Origin of the sequence: Mycobacterium sp. SMC-13, assembly GCF_045311035.1 — a bacterium.
Taxonomy (GTDB): domain Bacteria; phylum Actinomycetota; class Actinomycetes; order Mycobacteriales; family Mycobacteriaceae; genus Mycobacterium.
On sequence record NZ_JBJIAI010000020.1, the window covers coordinates 1 to 20,673 of the forward strand.

The 20,673-nt window shown below is 66.3% G+C and carries 21 protein-coding genes; 6 read left to right on the plus strand and 15 right to left on the minus strand.

All coding sequences use genetic code 11. The annotated features are described in order from the left end of the window. Positions 1 to 41 precede the first annotated feature (41 nt). From ACJH6I_RS23825 to ACJH6I_RS23875, 11 genes are all read right to left on the minus strand, one after another. Positions 42 to 356, minus strand: a complete 315-nt coding sequence (locus tag ACJH6I_RS23825; RefSeq protein ID WP_406784580.1) for a hypothetical protein — start codon at positions 354 to 356, stop codon at positions 42 to 44. Further along, complete coding sequence (locus ACJH6I_RS23830; protein WP_406784581.1) at positions 353 to 1,114, minus strand: hypothetical protein; 762 nt, start codon at positions 1,112 to 1,114, stop codon at positions 353 to 355. Before ACJH6I_RS23830 ends, ACJH6I_RS23825 begins: the two co-directional genes overlap by 4 nt. Then, entirely contained in the window at positions 1,114 to 4,311 is a 3,198-nt protein-coding gene (locus ACJH6I_RS23835) for a hypothetical protein (protein WP_406784582.1), read from the minus strand. The genes ACJH6I_RS23830 and ACJH6I_RS23835 overlap by 1 nt, the downstream gene beginning before the upstream one ends. Next, positions 4,308 to 4,685: a Fis family transcriptional regulator gene (locus ACJH6I_RS23840; protein WP_406784583.1), complete on the minus strand. Its 378-nt coding sequence runs from the start codon at positions 4,683 to 4,685 to the stop codon at positions 4,308 to 4,310. The genes ACJH6I_RS23835 and ACJH6I_RS23840 overlap by 4 nt, the downstream gene beginning before the upstream one ends. Positions 4,686 to 4,922: 237 nt before the next feature. Further along, entirely contained in the window at positions 4,923 to 5,276 is a 354-nt protein-coding gene (locus ACJH6I_RS23845) for a hypothetical protein (RefSeq protein WP_406784584.1), read from the minus strand. 29 nt (positions 5,277 to 5,305) lie between these two features. Then, positions 5,306 to 5,671, minus strand: coding sequence for a hypothetical protein (locus ACJH6I_RS23850; RefSeq protein WP_406784585.1), 366 nt, complete (start codon positions 5,669 to 5,671; stop codon positions 5,306 to 5,308). Positions 5,672 to 5,739: 68 nt separating this feature from the next. Next, a complete protein-coding gene (locus tag ACJH6I_RS23855) occupies positions 5,740 to 6,063 on the minus strand; it encodes a hypothetical protein (protein WP_406784586.1) in 324 nt (107 codons plus the stop codon). Between the two features lie 58 nt (positions 6,064 to 6,121). Continuing rightward, the gene (locus ACJH6I_RS23860; protein WP_406784587.1) at positions 6,122 to 7,189 is read right to left on the minus strand and encodes a hypothetical protein; all 1,068 of its coding nucleotides are present in this window, start codon (positions 7,187 to 7,189) and stop codon (positions 6,122 to 6,124) included. 147 nt (positions 7,190 to 7,336) lie between these two features. After that, a complete protein-coding gene (locus tag ACJH6I_RS23865; protein ID WP_406784588.1) occupies positions 7,337 to 7,582 on the minus strand; it encodes a hypothetical protein in 246 nt (81 codons plus the stop codon). After that, positions 7,575 to 8,447: a ParA family protein gene (locus ACJH6I_RS23870; RefSeq protein ID WP_406784589.1), complete on the minus strand. Its 873-nt coding sequence runs from the start codon at positions 8,445 to 8,447 to the stop codon at positions 7,575 to 7,577. The genes ACJH6I_RS23865 and ACJH6I_RS23870 overlap by 8 nt, the downstream gene beginning before the upstream one ends. Positions 8,448 to 8,575: 128 nt before the next feature. Next, complete coding sequence (locus ACJH6I_RS23875; protein WP_406784698.1) at positions 8,576 to 10,249, minus strand: ParB/RepB/Spo0J family partition protein; 1,674 nt, start codon at positions 10,247 to 10,249, stop codon at positions 8,576 to 8,578. Between the two features lie 609 nt (positions 10,250 to 10,858). On the opposite strand from ACJH6I_RS23875, the gene ACJH6I_RS23880 reads away from it, so the two are divergent. Genes ACJH6I_RS23880 through ACJH6I_RS23905 form a run of 6 tightly spaced genes read left to right on the plus strand, consistent with a single transcriptional unit; the run spans position 10,859 to position 18,087 of the window. Next, entirely contained in the window at positions 10,859 to 11,104 is a 246-nt protein-coding gene (locus ACJH6I_RS23880) for a hypothetical protein (RefSeq protein WP_293016974.1), read from the plus strand. A 25-nt stretch (positions 11,105 to 11,129) separates the two neighbouring features. Beyond that, entirely contained in the window at positions 11,130 to 11,948 is an 819-nt protein-coding gene (locus ACJH6I_RS23885) for an ESX secretion-associated protein EspG (protein ID WP_406784590.1), read from the plus strand. Positions 11,949 to 11,974: 26 nt separating this feature from the next. Continuing rightward, positions 11,975 to 13,723, plus strand: coding sequence for an AAA family ATPase (locus ACJH6I_RS23890; RefSeq protein ID WP_406784591.1), 1,749 nt, complete (start codon positions 11,975 to 11,977; stop codon positions 13,721 to 13,723). Positions 13,724 to 13,725: 2 nt separating this feature from the next. Next, the gene (gene eccD, locus ACJH6I_RS23895) at positions 13,726 to 15,138 is read left to right on the plus strand and encodes a type VII secretion integral membrane protein EccD (RefSeq protein WP_406784592.1); all 1,413 of its coding nucleotides are present in this window, start codon (positions 13,726 to 13,728) and stop codon (positions 15,136 to 15,138) included. Then, complete coding sequence (mycP, locus tag ACJH6I_RS23900; RefSeq protein WP_406784593.1) at positions 15,138 to 16,514, plus strand: type VII secretion-associated serine protease mycosin; 1,377 nt, start codon at positions 15,138 to 15,140, stop codon at positions 16,512 to 16,514. The genes eccD and mycP overlap by 1 nt, the downstream gene beginning before the upstream one ends. Positions 16,515 to 16,557: 43 nt before the next feature. Next, entirely contained in the window at positions 16,558 to 18,087 is a 1,530-nt protein-coding gene (locus tag ACJH6I_RS23905; protein WP_406784594.1) for a hypothetical protein, read from the plus strand. Positions 18,088 to 18,190: 103 nt separating this feature from the next. On the opposite strand, the gene ACJH6I_RS23910 is transcribed toward ACJH6I_RS23905, so the two are convergent. The 4 genes from ACJH6I_RS23910 to ACJH6I_RS23925 all read right to left on the minus strand — a co-directional run bounded on the left by ACJH6I_RS23910 (position 18,191) and on the right by ACJH6I_RS23925 (position 20,597). Then, positions 18,191 to 18,478, minus strand: coding sequence for a WXG100 family type VII secretion target (locus ACJH6I_RS23910; protein ID WP_293016980.1), 288 nt, complete (start codon positions 18,476 to 18,478; stop codon positions 18,191 to 18,193). A 44-nt stretch (positions 18,479 to 18,522) separates the two neighbouring features. Beyond that, entirely contained in the window at positions 18,523 to 18,834 is a 312-nt protein-coding gene (locus ACJH6I_RS23915; RefSeq protein ID WP_406784595.1) for a WXG100 family type VII secretion target, read from the minus strand. 80 nt (positions 18,835 to 18,914) lie between these two features. Then, complete coding sequence (locus ACJH6I_RS23920; protein ID WP_406784596.1) at positions 18,915 to 20,258, minus strand: PPE family protein; 1,344 nt, start codon at positions 20,256 to 20,258, stop codon at positions 18,915 to 18,917. Between the two features lie 21 nt (positions 20,259 to 20,279). After that, positions 20,280 to 20,597, minus strand: a complete 318-nt coding sequence (locus tag ACJH6I_RS23925) for a PE family protein (RefSeq protein ID WP_406784597.1) — start codon at positions 20,595 to 20,597, stop codon at positions 20,280 to 20,282. Between the last annotated feature and the right edge of the window lie 76 nt (positions 20,598 to 20,673).

A 20,673-nucleotide genomic window follows, 5' to 3' on the forward strand; every position in this document is an offset into this window, starting at 1 on the left:
TGCCCCAGATTCAATGAGAAAGACACGCACTTACCCCAGATTCAATGAGAATGCCCCAGAATCAATGAGAACGGACAGTACAGGTAGCGCCTTTCCTGTTCCTCTTCGGCCGTGTCGGGGGCGCGTTGCAGTTGCCTGATGCGATCGGGTGGGACCCGTGCCGGGGTCCTGCTTGGTGGCCCGTCCGGGTTGTGGAGCCAGCGGCGGACCGTCGCGGGTGTGACGTCGACGTGGGCGGCCACAGCGGCGACATCGACCGGGCCGCGGGCTGATGGCCCGTAGCACTCAATCAGCATGTCCACCAGTCGTTTTTGCGTCCAGCGTGGACCTTTGACCGGCTTGACCCCATCGGTCAAGGGCGCTCCTCGAACTTGATGTCGTGGATGTCGGCAAAGTCCCAGATGTCGTCCACGCCGTGGTAGCGGCCCTCGTTCATGTAGTCGTTTCCGCGGTCGGTGAGCCACCGTTGGAAGCCGTCGTCGCCGTCCTCTTCGTAGGCGCGCAGCATCGCTTGGACGTCGGTGGTGTCGAGGGGCTGGTAGATCGTGCGGTCACGCCAGTAGGTTTGACTCTCTTTGACGGGCCCCTGATAGCCGTACACCGACACGTAGATCGTGCCGCCGCGCTCGGATGCCTTGCCCAGGGCGCTTTTTCGGAATTCATCAGCAGCAGCTTTGCGGCCGCGCTTTGTCGATGTCACGCGCCGTGCAGCGGTCCTCAGCGATGAGAGGTGCTCATCCGAGGGTTTCTGTGTGCCGGCGGCCCACCGTCGAACAGTGCCCTGCGATACTCCGAGGGCGTCTGCGGCTGCTTTGGCGTTGACCGCGCCGCCGCGGGCTCCGCGCCCAAACACGGCCTGTAGTAGTCCTTTCGGTGTGGCTTCATCCGATCTGTCGGCGTCGACTCGTCCGGTGAGACTGCGCAGGACCCGGTCAGAGAATTTGGCTTTACTTTTGCGGATCACGTCGCGGACCGCCTTTTTGGATACGCCGAGGGCTCGTGCCGCCGCATCGACATTGACCGTTTGCCGACCGCCGGCGGAAGCGTCTTCGGTGCGGTAATCGGAGAGGGCCCCCGTGGTGAGACCGGAATTCTTCCGGCGTCCGAAAGCCATTACGCCTCCTCGTTATTGGCAGTCAGGCCGTGGGCCCGGCGCCAGTCGTCGATGGGGTCGAGCTCCTGCTTTCCCTGGTAGCCCCGCCCGTTCAGATACTTGAGCTGGTCGGCGAGCAGTCCTGATCGTTCCGGCTTGTACTGGCCGAAGCCGCGGCCGTAAGTCTTTGGACCTCCTGGCCACGCCTTGTCCGGATCAACTTCATTCGATGTGTAGAACACCGTGTCTTTGAGCACGGCGACCGGGAAGCGTCCGGTTTTCACGCCAATTTCGTTGATGCGGTAGACGATATTGGCGTTGGCCTTGGCCATCACGTGCAGTCGGCGCTCGGGGTTGTAGCCCGTCTTCCCTTTCAGGAAGGTATCTGATCCGATGATGCCGACGCCGCTGTTGCGGACAACCTTTGACTGATTGCGGGCCGCTTGGCAATCGGGGTCGTCGGTATCGAGGATGGTGCTGGCGTCGCGGAGTCGCTCATACCACTGGAGCAGAACCCGGCCGTGCTGTGGCCAGGTGTAGGACTCCAGAATTTCTGGCTCATAGCCTAGTGCGATGGCCCGCTCCAGTCTCGGCGAGCACACCCATTTGGGTTCAGTGAACTTGTACCCGTGGGGATTTAGCACGTAGGGCTGGCGCCAATCCTCTTGGTCGGGAATGAGGGTCAGGTGGTAGGCCGGTACCCGCGGATCGAATGGTGCTCCCTGCGGATGGTGGGTTGGGGCGCCGATCGGCAGTTCTGTTCCCGCGATGCCGGCGACGTATGAACCGCCGCGGTCGTACGCGTGCAGGAATGTCATCGCCCGTTCTTCGTCGGTGGGCTCGCGCGACCAGTTGAAGTCAGCTTCGACGTCGCCGATGTTGAACGGTGGCTCCGTTGTTGACGGGGCCATCACCACGTTCTTCCAGTCCTGGGGCGACCAGGACTTGGGCCGTGCCTGCAGCATGAGATCGATCGCGGTGACACTCGAGCTGATCTTCCATGGAAATTTCAGTGCTTCGGCGAGCAAGTCCAGGCGGCGCGCAAGCTGCGCCGCTGTGGGGTCTCCCGCGAAGATCGGCATGGCGACGTCGTCACCGAGGCCGGCAGTGAGGACTACCCACACCCCTTTGCGTTCGTCGCCTTCGCGGTAGACGCGGGTCCATGCCCCCAGTCCCGCCGGTTCCCCGTCGGCGATGCCACCGAAGCGCCATCCGTCGTCAAGTGCTTTTCCTACGAACGGGATTCCTGCGGTGAGCGTGCGCAGCGACTTCGATGGCTGTTGGTAGTCGATCGAGTCGACATCGACGCCGACGGCTTCGCAAACTTCGACGCTGAGCCAGATTTGGCCGGGCTCGGTGAACGTCTCGGAGACTCGGAAGCCGAGGTTGTGGGTGTAGGCCAGCTCGGCGACCTGCCCGACATGGGTGATCGGCTCGTCGAGCTCCACGCGGGTTCCGTCGGCCAGCCAGAGACCGTCGGTGTCGAGCACTGCCGCCGGCGTTCCACCCAACGTCGCCTTGGGTTTGGCCTTCGTGCGGCGCGGGCCGGCAGGTTTGTCTGGTTGTTCTGGCCCCTGATCTGAGGTGTGCGTTGATGCATCAGGCGCGGCCGCGGTTGTTTTCTCTTCGCCGGCCACGGGTTCGGCTTCGCCGTTGTCGGCAGCAGTGGTTTCGGTTTCCGTTGCGGGAGTGTGCTGTTCGGCGGGGGCAGTGGGTTGATCGCTGGCGACGATGTCGATGCCGAGCGCGTCGGCCAGTGCTTCGCCCACTTGGCTGGTGGTCTCTGCGAGCAGCACTGCCAGGATCGTTTCGCCGGTCAGTTCTGCGCGGGCGGTGACGGTCAGTCGGCCGAGCCGGGTGTGGGTGTCGGACAGGTCAACGGGGCTGCCGTCTTCGGCTGGGGCTGGGCCGTAGATCATCGACGTTCCCTCGATGTACACCGGCCACGCGTGGTATTCGCGGGAGATGCGCATCGCGGCCCGCCGGCCACGCATCCGGTTGTGGGTGGCGATCGCCGCGGCCCAGGCTGGTTGGTAGTGGTGCCGCAGGCTGTCGTCGGTCCAAATGTCCGGATTGGCCAGGGCATTGAGGTAGTCGGCTGCCGCCGTGTCCACCAGTGCCAGCAGCGCCGGGTCGTCGGCGAAGGTCTCGCGGGCCTCCCGCATCCGGGTTGCCCACGCTTCCAGGACGCGGGCTTTCTGGTGCCACACAATGGCTTCGGTGATGCCGAGCTGCTCGATAGTCAGGCCGGCGCCGCCGTCTCGGACGGCGTTGGTCAGGCCGTCGAGGTCTTCGGTGGTCAGCCATGCCTGCACGCGGTGGTCGGGGGCCATGAGGGGGTGCGGCAGCGGCAGGGTGTCGGGCAGCGTCAGTTCGCTGGCGGCCGGCAGGTCGGCCAGCCAGAGACCGAACGCTCGTTTCGGCGCCGCGGCGGCCGCGGCCGCGGCGTCGCCGTCGAGTGCCTCAGATTTCCCGTATCCGAAGGTGAGCATGCCCGCAGACGCCAGTGCGGGGGCCATCTGGGCTATCCGGACAATTTCGTCACTGTGGCGAAACTCGTTTTCCAGCTGGTCCGCGGTCATCGCCCAGGCCGGTTGAACTCGGACTTCGGGTGTCGCCCACGAAGGCAACAGCCCCGGTGCCGACACCACAGCGCCGCGCTTTCCCGCACGACTGGCCATTACATGGTCGGCCAGCACGGCTCCCGACACCGCACCCGTGGTCTCGGGAAGCACTCCCAGCGCGGAATACCAGCAGCCCAGGCGACGGCCGAGTTCGCCGGCGTCATCGGCGACCGCGGTCTCCCCCGCTGCCAACCATGGCTGCGGTTCGGCGAGTACTTCGACGACGACGCGGCCGGTACCGCTGCCTCGCGCGAGGATGAGTGCCGGGCCTGAGCCTTTGCGGAGTTCCCATCCGTCGTCGACGAGCGGGGCGAGCACACTGCCGAGGTGTGCTCCCGGATCCGCGTCGGTGTCGTCGGCTGCGCCGGCCAGTAATGCGACCGCGGCGCCGGCCACCCACACGCGGGCGGGCCTGGGTTCTTCACCGCTGCCGGGAATCGGTTGCAGGCCACCATGTTTCCCGGCGGCCCAGGCGATGAGCTTGCCGAGTTTGTCGGCGCTGTCGACGGGATCGGTCAACCGCCGGCCCGCGACGGTGAACGACCCCGCCGCGGTCAGGATCAGGACGTGGCGCCCCAGGTCGGCGCCGCTCATGATGTCCCGTCCCGGTAGGGGCGCAACCGGGCACTGGCCCCCTGCTGAGTCATACCGAGGACGGCTCCGATCTCGGCGTAGGTAGCGCCGGCGTCATAGGCAGCCGAGGCTGCCGGCCGGTCGTCGAGGCCCGCGGCCCGCAGCAGCGCCGCGCGGGTGAGTTGGACGTCTTTGGTCTCCGCGGCCACTCCGCGTTCGACGCTTTTCATCAGGCGTGCGCGCTGGGCGGGGCTGACTTTGCGGCGCGCGACGCGTCGTAGCCAGATGTCGACGGCCGCTTCCAATGAGGAATCGGCCATCTTGGCGGCGAAGGTTCCGGCATCTCGTTGTGCCGCAGCGTGAATCAAGGCGACTGTCGGATCACCGGTGGTCATCAGCGCACCCTTCCTGCTGCGGTCTTCGTTTCCCGGCGATGCTATCGAGCGGCACGGACACGTACAAGCATTGCTTGTGCGTGTTCACAACTATTACTTGTGCCGCTGCTGTGCCGCGTCAGCTGCAGTCCCCTGCCCTGTGTAACCGTGGCAATGACTGTTGCCCGTGCCGGTCGGGAGGACGCTTGGTTAATCGGTGCTAATCCCCTTGTTGCGCAGCATTATTCGTTGATCTGGCTAGACCCGTCCGTCGATCCGGAGTCGCAGCGTGGCCCAGGTCTGCTCAGCCAGGCCGGTCTTATCAGCCGGGCCGGTCAGCTCCCACACTGGGTGTGCCCAGTCGTCCTCGTCGTACTGTTCGGGTTGTACGCAGGTCAGGGTGAGCGGTTCTAGCCGCGGCGGGCTGCCGGGGACGTAGCGGAACACCGTCGGTGGCTCGGTATGTCCGTAAGTGCTGGCTTCGATGTCACGCGTCAGCAGCGGGGCGAGCTCGTCCAAGTTGACCATGCTCGCCGGGATGTGGACCGGGGTTCCGTAATCGACGATGAATCGCTCGCTCGACCGGTCGATGAGGGTTTCGTTCGTTTCCACGTTCGTTTCCATGACTCGCCGTTTCCTTGTTAGGTGTCGTGTCCCTGCGCCGGAGCCGGGGTGTGTGGCGCCGCGGAGCGGCGGAGGTCGCGTAGGTATGCCCAGAAGCCGATGTAGCCCAAGAGCACGGTGGCGCTGAGGACGGCGATTCCGTCGACGAACAGTGTCGCGACAGTGTCTCCGATCGTTGTCTCGGTCCATGGCTGGGTGCTCAGGCGCATGGTCGCGATCACGATGGCGCCCACGCCGATCAAGCCGGCGAACATCAGGAGCACGACGGTGGCCAGCTGCCGGCGGCGTTGGCTGCGACCGGTCGCCTTCGACGACCACGCCAGGCACACCGACCCGGCGAGCATCAGTGCAACGGGTGAGAGCATCAGCGCTTGTTCGGACATGGCCTTAGTGTGCCCCCGCCCTCGGACATGTTGGGCAATCTCTCACTCCCCCGGCGGGACGGTCGGCGTCAGTTGCCGTCCATCGCCGCGTCCAGGGCGTCCCACCCGGTGTCGGACAGGCGGCCTTTGCCGTTGCCGGCGGCAAGCATGGCGGCCGCCATGTCGGCGAGGGTGTCGCGGGTGGAGCTGAATTCGTAGTCGAGGTTGGGTTCGGCGACCCGGACCCGCTTGGGCAGGTTTCCGGAGAGGATGCCTTGGACGATGGTCACGAGCGTGGGTTCGCCGCCGAGCAGGCCGCCGGCGGTTCCCCCGGGCTCGGTCGGCAGTGGGTTGCCCTTGGTGGTGTAGGTGACCTTGCCGCGGGGCGTGCTGAACGTGATGTTGGTACTCATGGCGCGTCTGGGTTTCTCCTACGGGGCGGCGGCGGGGCGGGCTGGCGCGGTTGGCGCGTTATGGCGCACTCAGGAGTAGTCCGTTGGTGGTGTCGGTGAGGCTCTGGCGCAGTGTCGCCAGCCGTGCGGCGAGGTGGGCGTTGAGGTCGGCCAGCTCGGTGGTGGCCTCGTGGACGTCCCCGCGGTGCAAGGTGTTGCCGGCGGCATCGATGTGCAGTTGGCGCACCGCGTCGTCGGTGATGCGGTGGCTGCTTTGGTCCAGCGCCGCGATCTCGGTAACGACCTTGTCGATCGGTGCGAGTTGGGCGCGGTAGTCCTGGAGTTGGCGCACGAGCTCGACGAGGGTTTCCCACGCGGCCGTTGCCGCGTCGATGATCTCGTGGTTGCGGCGGGCCACCGAGTCAGCGGGGTCTTTCGTGGCCGGCGGGACGAGGTTGGCGCGGGCGCGCCAGATGCGGTGCGCGCGCACGTAGATGTCGTTGAGGGTTGATGGCAGGTCGACGCGGACGCGGTTGATGTCGAACAGGCTGCTGTTCCATGCGGCGCTGGAGCGGATGTCGCGGCCGATCAGTTGGGCGACGGCAACCAGGTGCGGTTCGCGCCAGACCAGGGCCGCGGCGCCGGGCTGCATACGCCACAGCCACCGCTTGTGCCATTCGCGGCGCAGGGTGTCCGCGCTGGCGTAGCGGTCGAGTTCTTCGGGCACGGCGGGCCAGTCCAGCGCGGCGGCGTCGAACGCGGCGATCTCGTCGTCGGTGTACACCCACTGCGGTTCCGGGCGGTGCCGCCAGTGAAGCCAGTCGGTGGCCCGTGCCAGCCGGCCCCGAGGGACGGTCAGTGCCCGGGAGACGGAGATGTCGGTGAGGTCGTCACCGTGCTGGGTCGCTTTACGTTGAAGGGCGATAGGCAGGGCCGCTGGGTCAACGGCGTTCGAGCGTGGAAGGGCGGCCATGATGTCAGTCGCGCTGTAGGTGTACGGCAGGGGCGCACGGACCGCATCGTCGATCGGTGGGTGCAGCGGCACGCTGCTGTCCCGCACGTAGTCATCGACGTCGGGCCACTCCCCCCGCTGGTCGCTGCCGGGTCGCTGGAGAGCCGCGTGGGCCCTCTCTGAACGGTTTTGCACACGTCCACTATGGGTGCTCAGTGCGACACCACGGACAAACGCTCACCCAGGGCTGAGGCGGCCGGCACGGCGGGCGGCGTTAGCCCCTGGTGGGCCGCCGAACTCCACGTATCGAGCCGGGCCCTGCCACCGACGCAGAGTGCCCCGTCACCGGCGGCCGGGGTCCAGCGGCGCGGTGTCGGGGTAGATCTCCTGACCGTTGTTGTAGTCGCGGGCGATCACGGCGAGCTGAGCCATGATCGCCTCCCGCAGGAACTGCGCGATCGTGTAGGACCGGCCGGTGACGCGCCGCACGATGCGGACCGCGGCCCGTGCCCGCAGATGCAGGTCTCGAGGGATGTTGACCTTGCTCAGCCCGTCCACTTTGGAGGGCTTGGCGGTCTCGTCAGGCATTGACGGCCGCGTGGAACATCCCCTGGCCCTTCATGTGGGTAATCACTTTCCAGTAGTCCTGGGTGACCTCTTTGGCGCGGTACCCGTACAGCGGGACGGGTAGGTAGTTGGTGTAGGCCTCGTCGACGATGGAGCTGCGTCGGACCGGCGGGGTGACCTTGGCGCCGAACCCTTCGTGCAGGAATTCCATCTGCTCCTTGTAGACCGCTCCGGTCGCCGGCACCGCGCACGGCACGATGGCCAGCAGCGGAATGTCGATCCGGAACGTCTTTTTGACGATGGCAAGCTCGCGCATCAGGGCTTGAATGCCCTCTGATTCCTTCCCTGAGGGCTTGGTGCAGGTGATCAGGCCCCAGGCGCCCGCGGGGCCTTCTTCGTCGATTGAGGACGCAATCAAAGCAGTTGTGACCAGCGCACTGTTCGAACCCGGGGAATCGATGAGGGTGACGTCGACCGGCTTGGCGGCCTCCAGCGCGTCTCGCAGACGCATCACTCCCCCGACCACCGCCGGCAGCTCGACCATCAACTTGTCCAGGGTCGACCGTGCGGCCGGGACGATGGTGAGGTTCTCGATCAAGCCCTCGGGGTCCGTGTCGTCGTATTCGGGTTCGCCGTCGTTGCTGTAGCCCAACAGAACCCTCGCGGGCCGTTCGACGTCGTTGATCTTGGCCTCCAGCCGCAGCACGTCGGCGATAGTGGCGCCCTTGATATCGGGGTAGCCCAGCCAGGTTGAGGCGTTGGCTTGGGGGTCGAGATCGATGATGCGAACGCGCAAACCTGTGTGGGCGAGGATGACTCCGAGGGTGACGGCGGTGGTGGTTTTTCCGACGCTGCCGGACATGTTGGCGACCGTGTATGTGGCCATGAGCGGTTGTTCTCCTAACGCTGAGAGCTAGTGGCCGGTGATGCAGGCTGCATCACTCAGGACGTGGCTGGACCGGTGATGCATGGTGCATAACGACTGACGGGTGCTGGTTGGTGATGCACGGTGCATCACCGGCTGGCGGTGTCGAGCTGGGCTCGTTCGTAGGCCGTGGGCTGGTATCCGACTCGCTCGATGAGCAGTTCGACGTGGCTGACGGCGTCGTCATCCCACGCCTTGTCTTTGAGTTCGGCGGTGTGCAATTCGGCTGCAGCGACGGCACGGTGGAAGGCCCGGGCGTTGCGGGCCTTCTCCCCCGGCCCTTCGGCGCTGGCGTCCCAGTCACGCAGGAGCGCATTGACTGCCGAGGTTTGGCTGCGCGCGGCGACCCCGGACAGGTACTGGCGGACCAGAATCTTGAGGAGTTCGGCGTTGCTCGGTTGGTGGGTAATCAGTGCCGCGCAGGACTCTCGACGGCGCTTCTGGGCGGCCGCTGAGGCCGCTGCGTCGGCTCGCTTCTGTTCGGCGATCGCCGCCTCTTCGTGGTCGATTTCGTCCGGGTCGTCGTCGAGGTCGTCGTACTCCCCCACGCTCTCCCCCGCGTCGGAATCATCGGCGTCGACCTTGCCACCGGCCTTGGCCGCCGGCGCACCGGGACGCTCTGCGGCCGCCGCGGAACGCTCGGCCTGACCGTTGGTGGCGGATTCCACTGCGCGCTCTTTCGTCGGTGCCGGCGCGGCTGGACGGCGGTACAGATCGAGCTGTCCGGTGTTGGTGTTGATGGCACCTAGGACGTCGTCGCCGGCGTTGTACTCCCCGCGGCTGATGCGGTGATCGACGTAGCCGTCGCCGAGTTCTGTGCGTGGGTCGTCGACGAGGTCGATGCCCAACTCGACTGCTTCGGCCCGGGCGTCACGCTCGGCGATGACGCGTTCGGCGGCCCGTGATGCCGACCAGTTCTGCTGCAGCACGAGGCGCTGCGCTTCGATCTGTTCGGCCCGGCGTTCCTCGGTGTCTTGTCCGGGGTCCTTGCTTTTCTGCCAGCGGCGCAGTGGGCCGTATGGGAGCTTGCCGGCCAGGGCCGCTGCTTCGGTGGGCGGCAGCTTGCCGTCGCCGACGGCGGCGCGGACTTCGGGGGCCAGCAGGTTCAGCGCCAGCTTGCGCTGAACTGTGGACTGATCGACGCCCAGTCGATCGGCGATCTGACGCTGACTCAGGCCCATGTCGGAGTACCGCGCGTACAGGTCACCTTCGGCGAGGTCTGAAAGGTCTTTTCTCCCAAGGTTTTCCGTGGCCATGGCGTCGATGTCGCCATCGTCTTCCATGATGCCGTCGTCGACGACGGCTGGGAGGGTGTCACGGCCCGCCTCGAGTGCGGCGGCCCGTCGACGGTGCCCGTAAACGAGGACGTAGCGCGCATCAGGGGAAATCCCTTCTGCTGCACCGGGTCTCACGGCTGCGAAGGATTCGCGCGGGACGACCAGGACGGGGAGGCGGACGCCGTTGGCTTTGACGCCGCGTAGGAGCTCGTCCCATTTCGGGTCTCCGGGTTGCGGCTCGGAGCGTGCGTGGTCATTGAACGGGTGCGGTGCGATCTCGGCGACGCGGATTTCGACGACGCGGTGCGCTTCGTCGGCCGCGACGGCAGACATGCCGGCGATGAGGCCGGTGTCGCCCGTCTCTTCGGCGGCGATAGTGGGGGAGAGGTCCATATCGCTGGCGGTATCTCCGCCGGCGAATTTTGCAAAGCGGTTGGCGGTCTTCTTGCCGACGGGCTTCGCGGGGCGGCGAGCCCGGGTTGTCATTCCTGCCACTTGTGACTCCTTCCTAAATGCCGGTATTAGGCTATAGGCGTTGTAGGGGTGGGGCTCGGATCTTCGGGGGCGTGTCGGGGCTGGATGTCAGGTGATGCACGCTGCATCACCTGAACAGCCGGTTGCGTGCTTCGGCAGCATGTTCGTCACGTGACGTTTCGGGGGGTAGGTAGATGCATGGTCCCCATCAGCGCGGCGAAACGCTCTGATGGACTTCCTTGGTGCGGCCCAATTGTGGCAGCCCGGTTGGACACGTGCCATAGATCGCCATCCGCCCAGCCCAGATTGTCGTCCGACGCCGTTGCGTGCGCGCATACCCACGTATGCGGCGCGTATGCGCATATGCCATCACGCGGTATGCGCATCGCTCGATATTTCGATATGCGCTTTCCGCCGATTTGTGTAGGTAGCCCTTACGCCAAGCAGGCACACTGGACTCAGTCGGTTTGACACATGCGGCTATTCGCGCACGACCGACAAACGGGGGTAGGGGATCGATATGGACTGTTGCGTTACGCGATCTATTTGTCGTGTCCGGGTTCTGTGCTCTACTGCGGGCACGTGGGGTTGGACCCAGAAAGGGAAGGGGTGAAAGCCACGATGGCCACCGAGGATTCAAAACGGGAGACCGCCGGTAGTGCCCTCGTCCGCGAGCTGTCCCAGAATGCCGTGGAAGCAGCGGACAAGAAAGAGGCGACCACCCTTCGACTGAGGGGCTCCACCCTGCGCCGGCTCAAAGAGCAAGAGCGGCGGTGGAATACCTCCATGTCGCTGATCACCGAGCGGGCACTGTCGCCCGTGCTGGACGAGCTCGAAGCCGCCGAACTGCCCGACATAAAGGAATGAACTGACCATGACTAGGTTCGAGGCGGTGGAGATCACCGCGCAGCAGGCGTGGTTCCTGGCCGAGCACCTTCACGCCGGCAGCTTCCCCTGGAAGCTGGCTATCACTGCTCCCTATTTCGATCCCGCCGAGCGCGACGAATTCAACGCCAAGACCCAGGCCGAGCTCGTCGCATCCGGTGTCATCGATACCCATGAGAACGTTAAAGCCGCTGTTGCGCAGGCGATTCGGACAACATGCCATGCATCCCAGTGGCTGGAATGGCTGACTGTGACCAGCACCGACAACCAGCAGGTCCTGCGTGGTGTCCTGGCCCGGTCCTCCGATTCCGATGCCGTGGTCGCGCTTCGCTACGCGCAGATGGTGACGTTCACACCAATGCAGCTGACACACAGTGAAGCCATCGTGCCGATCATCACCTCGGGCCTGCCCGACGATGTGCGACCTGCGCGTTTCAACGAGTTCGAACTGTCCATGGATATCGGGAAGTCAATCGACTCCCGCATCGGGCGCGGCGCGGACATCGTCGATACCTTGACCGACCTGGGCGTCCCCGAACAAGACGCCGAGATCATGGAGATAGCCCGCACCGGCGAGCGGGTCACCGTGGAGCTCACGGCGCACCAGGCCACCAACGGCTCCCGCCACCAGACCGACGTCAGTGTCAACCTCATCAGCACCGAGGTCGGCCTGATCCTGGTCAGCCCGGTTCCAGGCACCCCCCGCCAGGGCGGCGTGTCGGTGTGGGCACCGGGCGAACCATTCGCTATTGCGATGGCCGTACGTGAACTGATCAGCCGATTGCCTTCCGGCACTTGGTTTCCCGCAGAGAACTTCGACATCTGACCATTAACTGGAATGGACAAACAATGATGAGCACACCACCTGATTTCTTCACCTCCAACGACGACAACGACCCCCACCGCGACGCAACCGGTGACACTGACGCGAATGTGGCCGGCGCCCCGGCCGATGAGGGTCAGCACCGCCAGCCTGAGCCCGGGGACAGCGGACCGCTGCACCGCGCAGCGCCGCACGTGGGGGAGCTGCGGCAGCCTCCGCAGCCTCCGCAGGCGCCGCAGCCTCCGCAGGCGCCGCAGCCTCCGCAGGCGCCACAGCCTCCGCAGGCGCCGCAGCCTCCGCAGGCGCCACAGTGGCAGCCCTCGCCGAGCCAGAGCGGCCCGATCCCGCAGGTGCCCCCGGCCGATCCCCAGGCACCGCAGCGGCCTTACCAGACCGGCCCGCAGGCGCCGTACCAGCCTGTCCAGCCACACAACCCTGGCCTACGGCCGACTCCGCCGCCCTACGGCGCGGCCCCAGCCCACGGCGCACCGCAGCCCGCCCAGCCTCCGACCGGCGAGCCGCGCAACAACACCGGCCAACACCGCCTCGCGCAGCAGGGCTTTGTCTTTCCCACCCCGCCGCAGCCACCGCGCGACCCTTCGGCGCCACGGGCAGACCGCCGCGTCGACGACGAATACGATTCCGAAAAGACCACGACCATTTCGCCCCAAGCCATAGCTCAGGCCCGCGAAATGGCCGGCGTTGGCGAGTTTTTCGACACCCCGACCCCGAACACCGCACCACAGCAGCAAGACTCGGGATCGGCACCCCACCCATTGCTGGGTAGTGCAGGGGGCGCGCCGTTCAATCCGGTGGGCTACGTCAGCGGCTCGGACCCCGCCCAGATCGTGACCACGTCGCGACACATCGACCCGACCGGGTGGCGAAAGGCCGTGTCGGTGATGTCATTTGGGCTCATCAAGCCAGGACCGAGCGCCAAGCAGGTCGAAGCCGAAGAGCTGATCCGCAGTATCCGCGCCTCCCTGGTCAACGTCTTCGTGGTGGCCTTCGTCAACTCCAAAGGCGGCGTCGGCAAGACAACGATGGCGGTAGCCACCGGCAACGCGATCGCTCGCGAGCGCGGCGACCGAGTGATCGTCGTCGACGTCGATACCGATCAGGGCAACCTGTCTGACCGCTTCTATGAGCACGGGGGAGCCACGGCCAACATCCAAGGGTTCGTGGCGATGGAACCACAAGCCACGGGTGTCTACTCGATGATCCGTCGATACACCGTGCAGAACGATGACCGCCTCGAAATGCTGTCCTCGCAGAACAATCCGACCTCGAACTACCGACTCACCAGCGTCGATTTCGAGACGACGATGAAGACCTTGCGTTCGCACTACAACGTGATCATCTTGGACTGCGGCACCGCGATCACCGCCCCCCTGTTCAAGGCGATCGCCAAACAGGTCGACTGCCTGGTCGTGGTCGCCTCGCAAGACAGTCCCGGAATCAACGGCGCTGGCCGAACCCGGCAGTATCTGGCCGCCCACGACATGGGGTGGCTGCAGCCGAAGACGGTTATCTTGCTCAACCAGCAGAGCCCGCAGAAACCCAAGGTCGATATCGAGGACGTCGCCGCGCAGTTCCGAGACGGAGGCGCCGAACACGTGCTGACGGTGCCGTTCGATGACCACCTCAACGAGGGCGGCGCGATCGAGTTCACCCGTATGAAGAAAAAGACACAGAAGGCCGTCACGAAAGTAGCGGGTGCGGTCGCCAGCTTCTATCCGACACGGCAGCAGCCTCAGGCTGAGGGGATGGGGTACTGACAATGGATCCTGCTGTTGCCACCGGGTTGGTGCGCGTCAAGGTTGTGGGGGAGGACAACTCGGCCGATATCGCGCTGCCGACGGGGCTGCCGATCCGTGAGTTGATTCCACGGATACGCAAGACACTGGCCTCGGGCCGCGACGACGATGACCTGCCCGAGCGCGACAACGTCATCGCGTTGCGCCCGTATTCGCTTGCGCCGCCGGGGTCTACGCCGTTCAGCCTGGATGCGACGTTGGAGGCGCTGGCGGTCGACGACGGCGAGCTGCTTCTGCTGCGCCAGCTGCCGCCGGGGCCTACCGCGCCGCCGGTGGTTGAGAACATTGCCGATGCTGCCGCGATCCACTCGGCAAGCCAGTTCAAGCCGTTCACGCAGTCACTGCTGCCCGCGGTCGCTCAGATCGTGGTGCTGGTGCTGGGAGCGTTGGTGTGCGGCCTGGCGTTGGTCACGTGGCACGGTCATCACCGGTGGTGGGCGGCGATCGGCCTGGGTGTTCTGGCCGTGGTGTACATCGCGGCCACTGGGGTGCTGGCTCGCCGGGGCGAACCGGTGGCCGCGGCCCGTATGGGTGTGGCCAGCACGGTCCCGTTGGCGTTGGCGCTGGCGGCGGCCCTGCCGGGCGATGGGGCCGCTCCTCGGGTGTTCTTGGCCGCGGCCGGCCTGGCGGCCTGGTCGCTGGTGATGTTGACGTTGACCGCGACGTGGATTTCCACGTACACGTCGATGATCGTGGTGTCCGCCTCGCTCGCGTTGTTGGCGGCGTTGCGCATTGTGGCCCATCTTCCGTACGTGACGCTGGGCTGCGTGCTGATCACGATCTCGCTGTTGACGGCCCGGTCCGCTCCTACCGCTGCCGCGGTGTGGGCGCGGTTCCCGCTGCCGAACGTGCCGGCCCCCGACGAGGATGATCCGCCGCCGCTGTCGCTGTCCGAGATCGAGGCACTCCCGACAAAGGTGGCTCGTTCCAACGCCTATCAGAACGGCATGATCGCCGCGTCGGTGATCATGACCGTGATCGGCTCGGTCATGGTTGTGTGGCTGCCGGCTGCCCCGTCGCTGTTGGCCTGGTGGTTGATGATCGCCACGGTGATGGTGACGGTGTTGCGGATGCGTGTTTGGGATTCGGCGGTGCCGGCGTTGTGGCTCCTGTCGGCCCCGTTCGTCGCCGCGGTCGCCCTGTCTGCGTCCTTCGCGTTCAGCGGGCATCTGCTGGCCGCGGTCTATGCGGCCGCGGCGTTGGTCGGGCTGGTCACGCTGCTGCTCGTTGCCACCGCGCTCAAGCCGGGGGCGCTGACGATCCCTCAGCGCCGGTACCTCACTCTCTTTGAGGAAACACTGTTGGCGACGATCTTTCCGGCCATGGTGGTGCTGACCGGCCTCTACAGCCTGATCCGTAATCGGGGGGCTCTGTGATGTTTCGCCAGATCGGTTCTGTCGCAGCTGCTGTGGCGCTGCTGGTGCTGAGCAGCCCGCTGCCGGAAGCGGCCGCACTGACCCAGCCGGTGGTCGATCCCGCGGCGCTGCCTGCTGACGGGGCCCCGTCGCCGTCGCAGGAGTTGCGGTTCAACGGTGCGTGCGCGTTCTACGGCGCGCTGCCGGGCTTCGATCCCCACGTTGTCCCGCCCAGCCAGGCGATGCTCAACTTGCCTGAGGCGTGGAAGACCTCGCGGGGGAGGGGAGTGGCGGTCGCGGTCATCGACTCCGGTGTCCGGCAGCAGCCGTTGCTGCCCAATGTCACCGGCGGCGGTGACTACATCGACCCGGCCGCAAATGGCCTGACTGATTGCGACGGCCACGGCACTGCGGTGGCCGGGATCATCGGGGCCCAGCCCGGGCCGGACGGGTTCGCCGGGGTCGCCCCGGAGGCCGCGATCGTATCGATCCGGCAGAGTTCGGCGCAGTGGTCACCGAAGATGCCCTCGGGCAGCGATCCACAGAAGGCCAAGACCGCCGGCGATGTCGCGACCCTGGCCCGCGCGATCCGCCACGCCGCGGACATGCCGGGGGTGCGGGTCATCAACATTTCCCTCACCGACTGCATCGCCCGGTACAAGGAGGTCGACCAGGCCGCGCTCGGCGCCGCGGTGCGCTACGCCGCCGTCGACAAGGATCAGGTGATCGTGGCCGCGGCCGGTAACGCCGGGGAGAACAATTGCGACTCGAACCCGCTGACCGACCCGAACAACCCTGGTGATCCCCGCAACTGGGCCGGCGCCACCACCATCTCCACCCCTTCGTATTGGCAGCCCTATGTGCTGTCGGTGGGGTCATTGACGCCTGAGGGGCAGCCGTCCGGCTTCACGATGGCCGGGCCCTGGGTGGGGATCGCCGGGCCGGGCGAACAGATCGTGTCCCTGGGCAATGCTGACAATTCCGGCTTGGTCAACGGGCTTCCCTCGACCAAGGAACCACTGGTACCGATCAACGGGACCAGCTTCGCGGCCGCGTACGTCTCTGGGGTGGCCGCTCTGGTGCGTTCGGCGTTCCCCGATCTGACGTCCCGCCAGATCGTCAACCGTCTGGTCGCCTCGGCGCACAACGGCCCACGCTCGCCGTCAAACTTGGTGGGCGCCGGGGTGATTGACCCTGTGGCCGCATTGACTTGGGATATCCCCAAGGGCGATGCCAAGCCGGTGAACGCGCCCGTGGTACGCGTCGCGCCCCCGGCACCTCCGCCACCGGATAACCGTTTGCCCTACCTGATCGCCTTCGGCGGCGGCTTCCTTGCCCTGGCCGCGGCCGTCGCCTTCGTCGCTGTGATTGGAATGCGCCGTGGCAACACACGTTAGCCAGCAATCCCGCTTCATTCCCGCCGCGCCGAGCTGGCGCCGGGTGAGCATCTTGGTGACCCTGCTGATGCTGGGGTGGGCTGCTCTGGTGCCCGCCGGCCGCACAACCCAGTGGTGGCACTACCTGATCGGCGGCGTCCTGATCGTGGCATTCCTGGGGTCCTGGCACGGCCAGCACTTGTCGACCACCGTGCACCGCTGGGCGCCCATGGCGCTGTACAACAACCGTCAGCGTAAACGCGGCACGCCGAATCGGCGGCGCCGCAATGAATCCCCGAATGACGCCGTGCCACCGGCGCCGCGCTCGGACACGCTGGAGGCGCGGATCGTCATCCACCTGCGGCCTCATCCGCACGGCTTGACGACACCGTCGGACACCACCGACCAGCTGCCGTGGGAGTTCGTCACCAGCTGGCTGAACCGCTACGGTGTGCGCGCTGATGAGCTGAACATCACCTCGATCACTCGCACCCCGCCGCCCAGTGGTCTGCGCGTCGATGCGGCCTCGCTGTTGACCAGCCGGACTCCGCAGCACCGTGAAACCTGGCTGTCCTACACCTTGCGGGCCGACCAGAACATCGGGGTGTTGACCGCACATCGCACCACCATGGGCACGCCGGCCGGCGACGACGGCGGTGACGGTGACCGTGAGAGGCCGAAGGCGCCGCAGCGGGCGGCACTGGCCGATACCACCGCGCGCCGGCTGCTCGCTGAGCTACGCGAGCGGGGGTGGCTGGCCACTATCGACGACACCGAAGCGGTGCCGCGGTTCGTCCCTTCGACCGCCACGGTGCGTCGCGAGACGTGGACTGCCACTGAGTACAACGACGGATTCCGGGCGATCTACGCGGTCGAGTCGGGCGCCCTGCAGACGGTTCTGGAGGCTCTGCCGGCGCTGGGTACCAAGGCCCTGTGGGTGAGCGTCACGATCGCTTCACGGGGCAGTCAGCCCACCACCGTAGCCGCCTGCGTCGGCACGCTGACCGGGACCAAGCCCGACCGTAACCCGTTGCCGGGGTTGGCCGGTTTCCACGGTCTGCACCGCCACGTCGCCGCGGCGATGACCGCCACCGGTATGGATTACGAGCTGCCGACCACGCAGGTCGATCCGGCCGAGTTGGCTTCGCTGCACTGGCCGACGTCGGCGCCCGGCGTCCCGATCGGCTTCAATCGGCAGCGGCAGCCCGTCTATCTGGGTCTGGCTTCGCCGGAGCCGGTGCGCATCACGGTCACTGGTACTCGAGAATTCCATGTCGGCGTCGTGGCGCGTCTGGCGTTGTCCGGCTTGCCGATCGCGCTGGCCACCTCCGATGTCCGGCAGTGGGGCCCGCTGGCCAACCACGGTGCACCGCAGCAGTTCAGTCTGCCGCCGACACTGCCGCCTGCGGATGCGATTGTGGTGACCGACGGCAGTATCGAGGCGCCGGCCAGTCAGGTCACGGTGACCCTTCGTCGGCCGCAGGCCTCCAAGGCGCCGGCGACGACCATCGTGATCACTCAGGACCTCAAGCACGCCAATCTGTTTCAGATCACGACCCCGCAGGGGCATCAGATGTTGAGCACGCGCGTCTGATGGAGATTCCTGCCAGCTGTTGAGTGCTGTAGCCACGCGAATGGGGCGGTCACCGTAATCGGTGACCGCCCCATTTCTGTAGACGAGCTCTGCGGCTACGGGGTTAGACCCACTTGCCGCCCTCGGCCGCATCGCGGCCCTGCATCGTCAAGGTGTTGTTCTCGTGGGCGTCGGTCATCGCCTTGTAGGCGGTGACGAGCTCGTCGAGAGTCGAGTTCCACTGCTGCTGCCAAGCCTGGTAGCTCTGGCCGGTGTCGCCGGTCCAGCCGGCGGCCAGGGCGCCCTGCTCGCTGGCGATACCCGAACCCACCGACCGCAGTGCGGCGCCGTAGCCGTTCATTTCGCCGGCGTGGGCGAGCATCGCCGGGTAGTTGAAGAGAATTTGCGACATCTGTTTGTCCTTTCAGAGGTGAGAGTCTGTGCCCTGCAGGCGGATTAGACGGGCAGTGCGCCGCCGGCGGATGCGATGTCGGACGCGCCGGCAGCATCCTGCGCGGTGTAGGTGCCGGCACCCTCGTGGATGTTCGCGCCGGCGACGTCCAGCAGGGTGTTGATCTTGCCGGCCGCTTCGACGAAGCGGGTGTGCGCGACCTGGAAGGCGACGGCGGAGTCGCCCTGGTGGGTGGCCTGTGCCTGCTGCGCGGAGGCGTCGGCCTGGGCGATGGTGCTGCGCATCAGGCCAGCCTGATCGGCGAAGCTCGACGAGGAGCTGACCATCTGCGGAACGTTTGCGTCAAGCAATCCCATGGTGAAAGTCCTTTCCTGACTAGGGATTTCGGAATGGTGTTGAGTTGTGTTCGATTCGCGTTAGGTGTGCGCGGCTGGTGTCAACGGGCCATCGCGAAAGTCCCCCCGTCAACGTCGTCGTCTTCGTCGAGCGCGTCATCGGCATAGGTGTCGACCGCTTCCGACCGGCTGTTGCGCTTGCGGTGCGCCCCCGAACCCATCATGCCGCCACCGGCGCCGCTGCCGCTGGCACCGGCACCCGAAAGTGGTGTTGCCACAGGGGAAATCCCGCGTGTGGCGCCGCCGGCCATCTCGGCTGTCGTTGCCGGCGAGGCACCCCAGGTGGAGGGCATCAGTGGCCGTGACGGGCCCGAGCCGAACGCCCCGCCGGCCAAGCTGGTCATCCCGGCCGGGTTGAAGCCTTTGATGGCGCCGGTGCCGGGAAATCCGACGGGCATCGCCGCGCCGGGTTGACCGCCCAGTCCTGACGCCCCGTGGCCGCCCATCTGGGTCAGCAGCTGACCGAGGGCCTGTGGGGCACTCTGCAGCATCTGGGGGGCCTGGGTGGCCAGCTGGGCGGGCTGTTGGATGGCCGAGGCGGCCGCCTGAGGCGCGCTGCTGGCCATCGAGGCGGCTTGCTGCATGAAGTTGGTGGCAGCGTTCTGGGTGCCGTCTTTGAGCTGGTCTTGCTGCTGGGCGTTGTCCTGCGCCGACGTCTGAGGCCCGGGCGCCTTGTCCGCGATCGACAGTGGGCTGGTTGCGGCTTTCTTCACCAGCAGCGCGTTGCTCATGGTGTCGGCGCCGGTCAGCGAGGCCCCGCCGGCCGCGGCTTCCCCTTGGGTGAGGAAGGACGCCGCGGTGGCTGCGATGTTGCCGGATTCTCCGACACCGGGGATGAGGGTGATCGGGGACGGTGGCGTTTCCACGATGGAGTCCAGGCCTGCTGTTGAGGCGCCGTCCCAGCCCGCCATCACGTCGCCGGCCTGAATCCACATCCGCTGGTAGTCGGCTTCGTTGAGGCCGATCGGAATCGTGTTCACCCCAAAGAAATTGGTGGCGTTCAGCGTCGCGTTGACGACGTGGTTTTCGATCAGTTCAGGCATCGTTGGCATGGCCGCCACCGCGGTGCCGTAGGCGGCGGCAATCTGTCCGTGTGCCATTGCCGCGCCGGTAGCTTTGGCCACCACGGCGGCCAACCACGCCAGCATCGGCTGGTGGGCCGCGATGAACTGTTGAGCGGACGGTCCCTCGTAGTTGGCCTGGATGTAGGACAGGATTCCTTCGAGTTCGCCGATCGCACCGCCGTACTGGGCGGCCAGGTTCGTCCAGGACGTGCCCGCCTCGATGATGCCCGCGGCGGTGCCGCCGGTGGTCAGAAGTGTGGAATGCACTTCCGGCGGCAGGGCGTGCCAGATCGGGGGTATCGGTGGTGCTGGTGCCAGCATCGGTTCTGTTCCGGCCTGTCGTTAGATGCCGACGCCGCCGGCGGCCGTGTAGATCGCGGCGCCTTCGGCATCGCCGATTTGGTAGCTGATCGCGGTTTCGGCGACGCCGGCCGAGGAGCTGGTCAGCTGCGCATTGCCCATGGCGGCGGTGGCCTGGTGCTCGGCGCCCTGAGCGATCAGCGACATCGAGGTCTTGATCGACGGGAGATCGGAGCCGGGCGGCAGGATCAGGCTGGTGGCCACCGCGTGCTCGGCGTTGGTGGCGATCAGTCGGCCGGTCAGGGCGGCGACCTGCGCCGATGCCGAAGCTAGAACTTCTGGAGTTACGTCAAGAATCATGAGTGAAGCGTCCCCTCTGTTTTGCTGCCAGTTCAATTATCGCCGCCGGTAGACCCCCGGCCTGACGCTTTTTTGC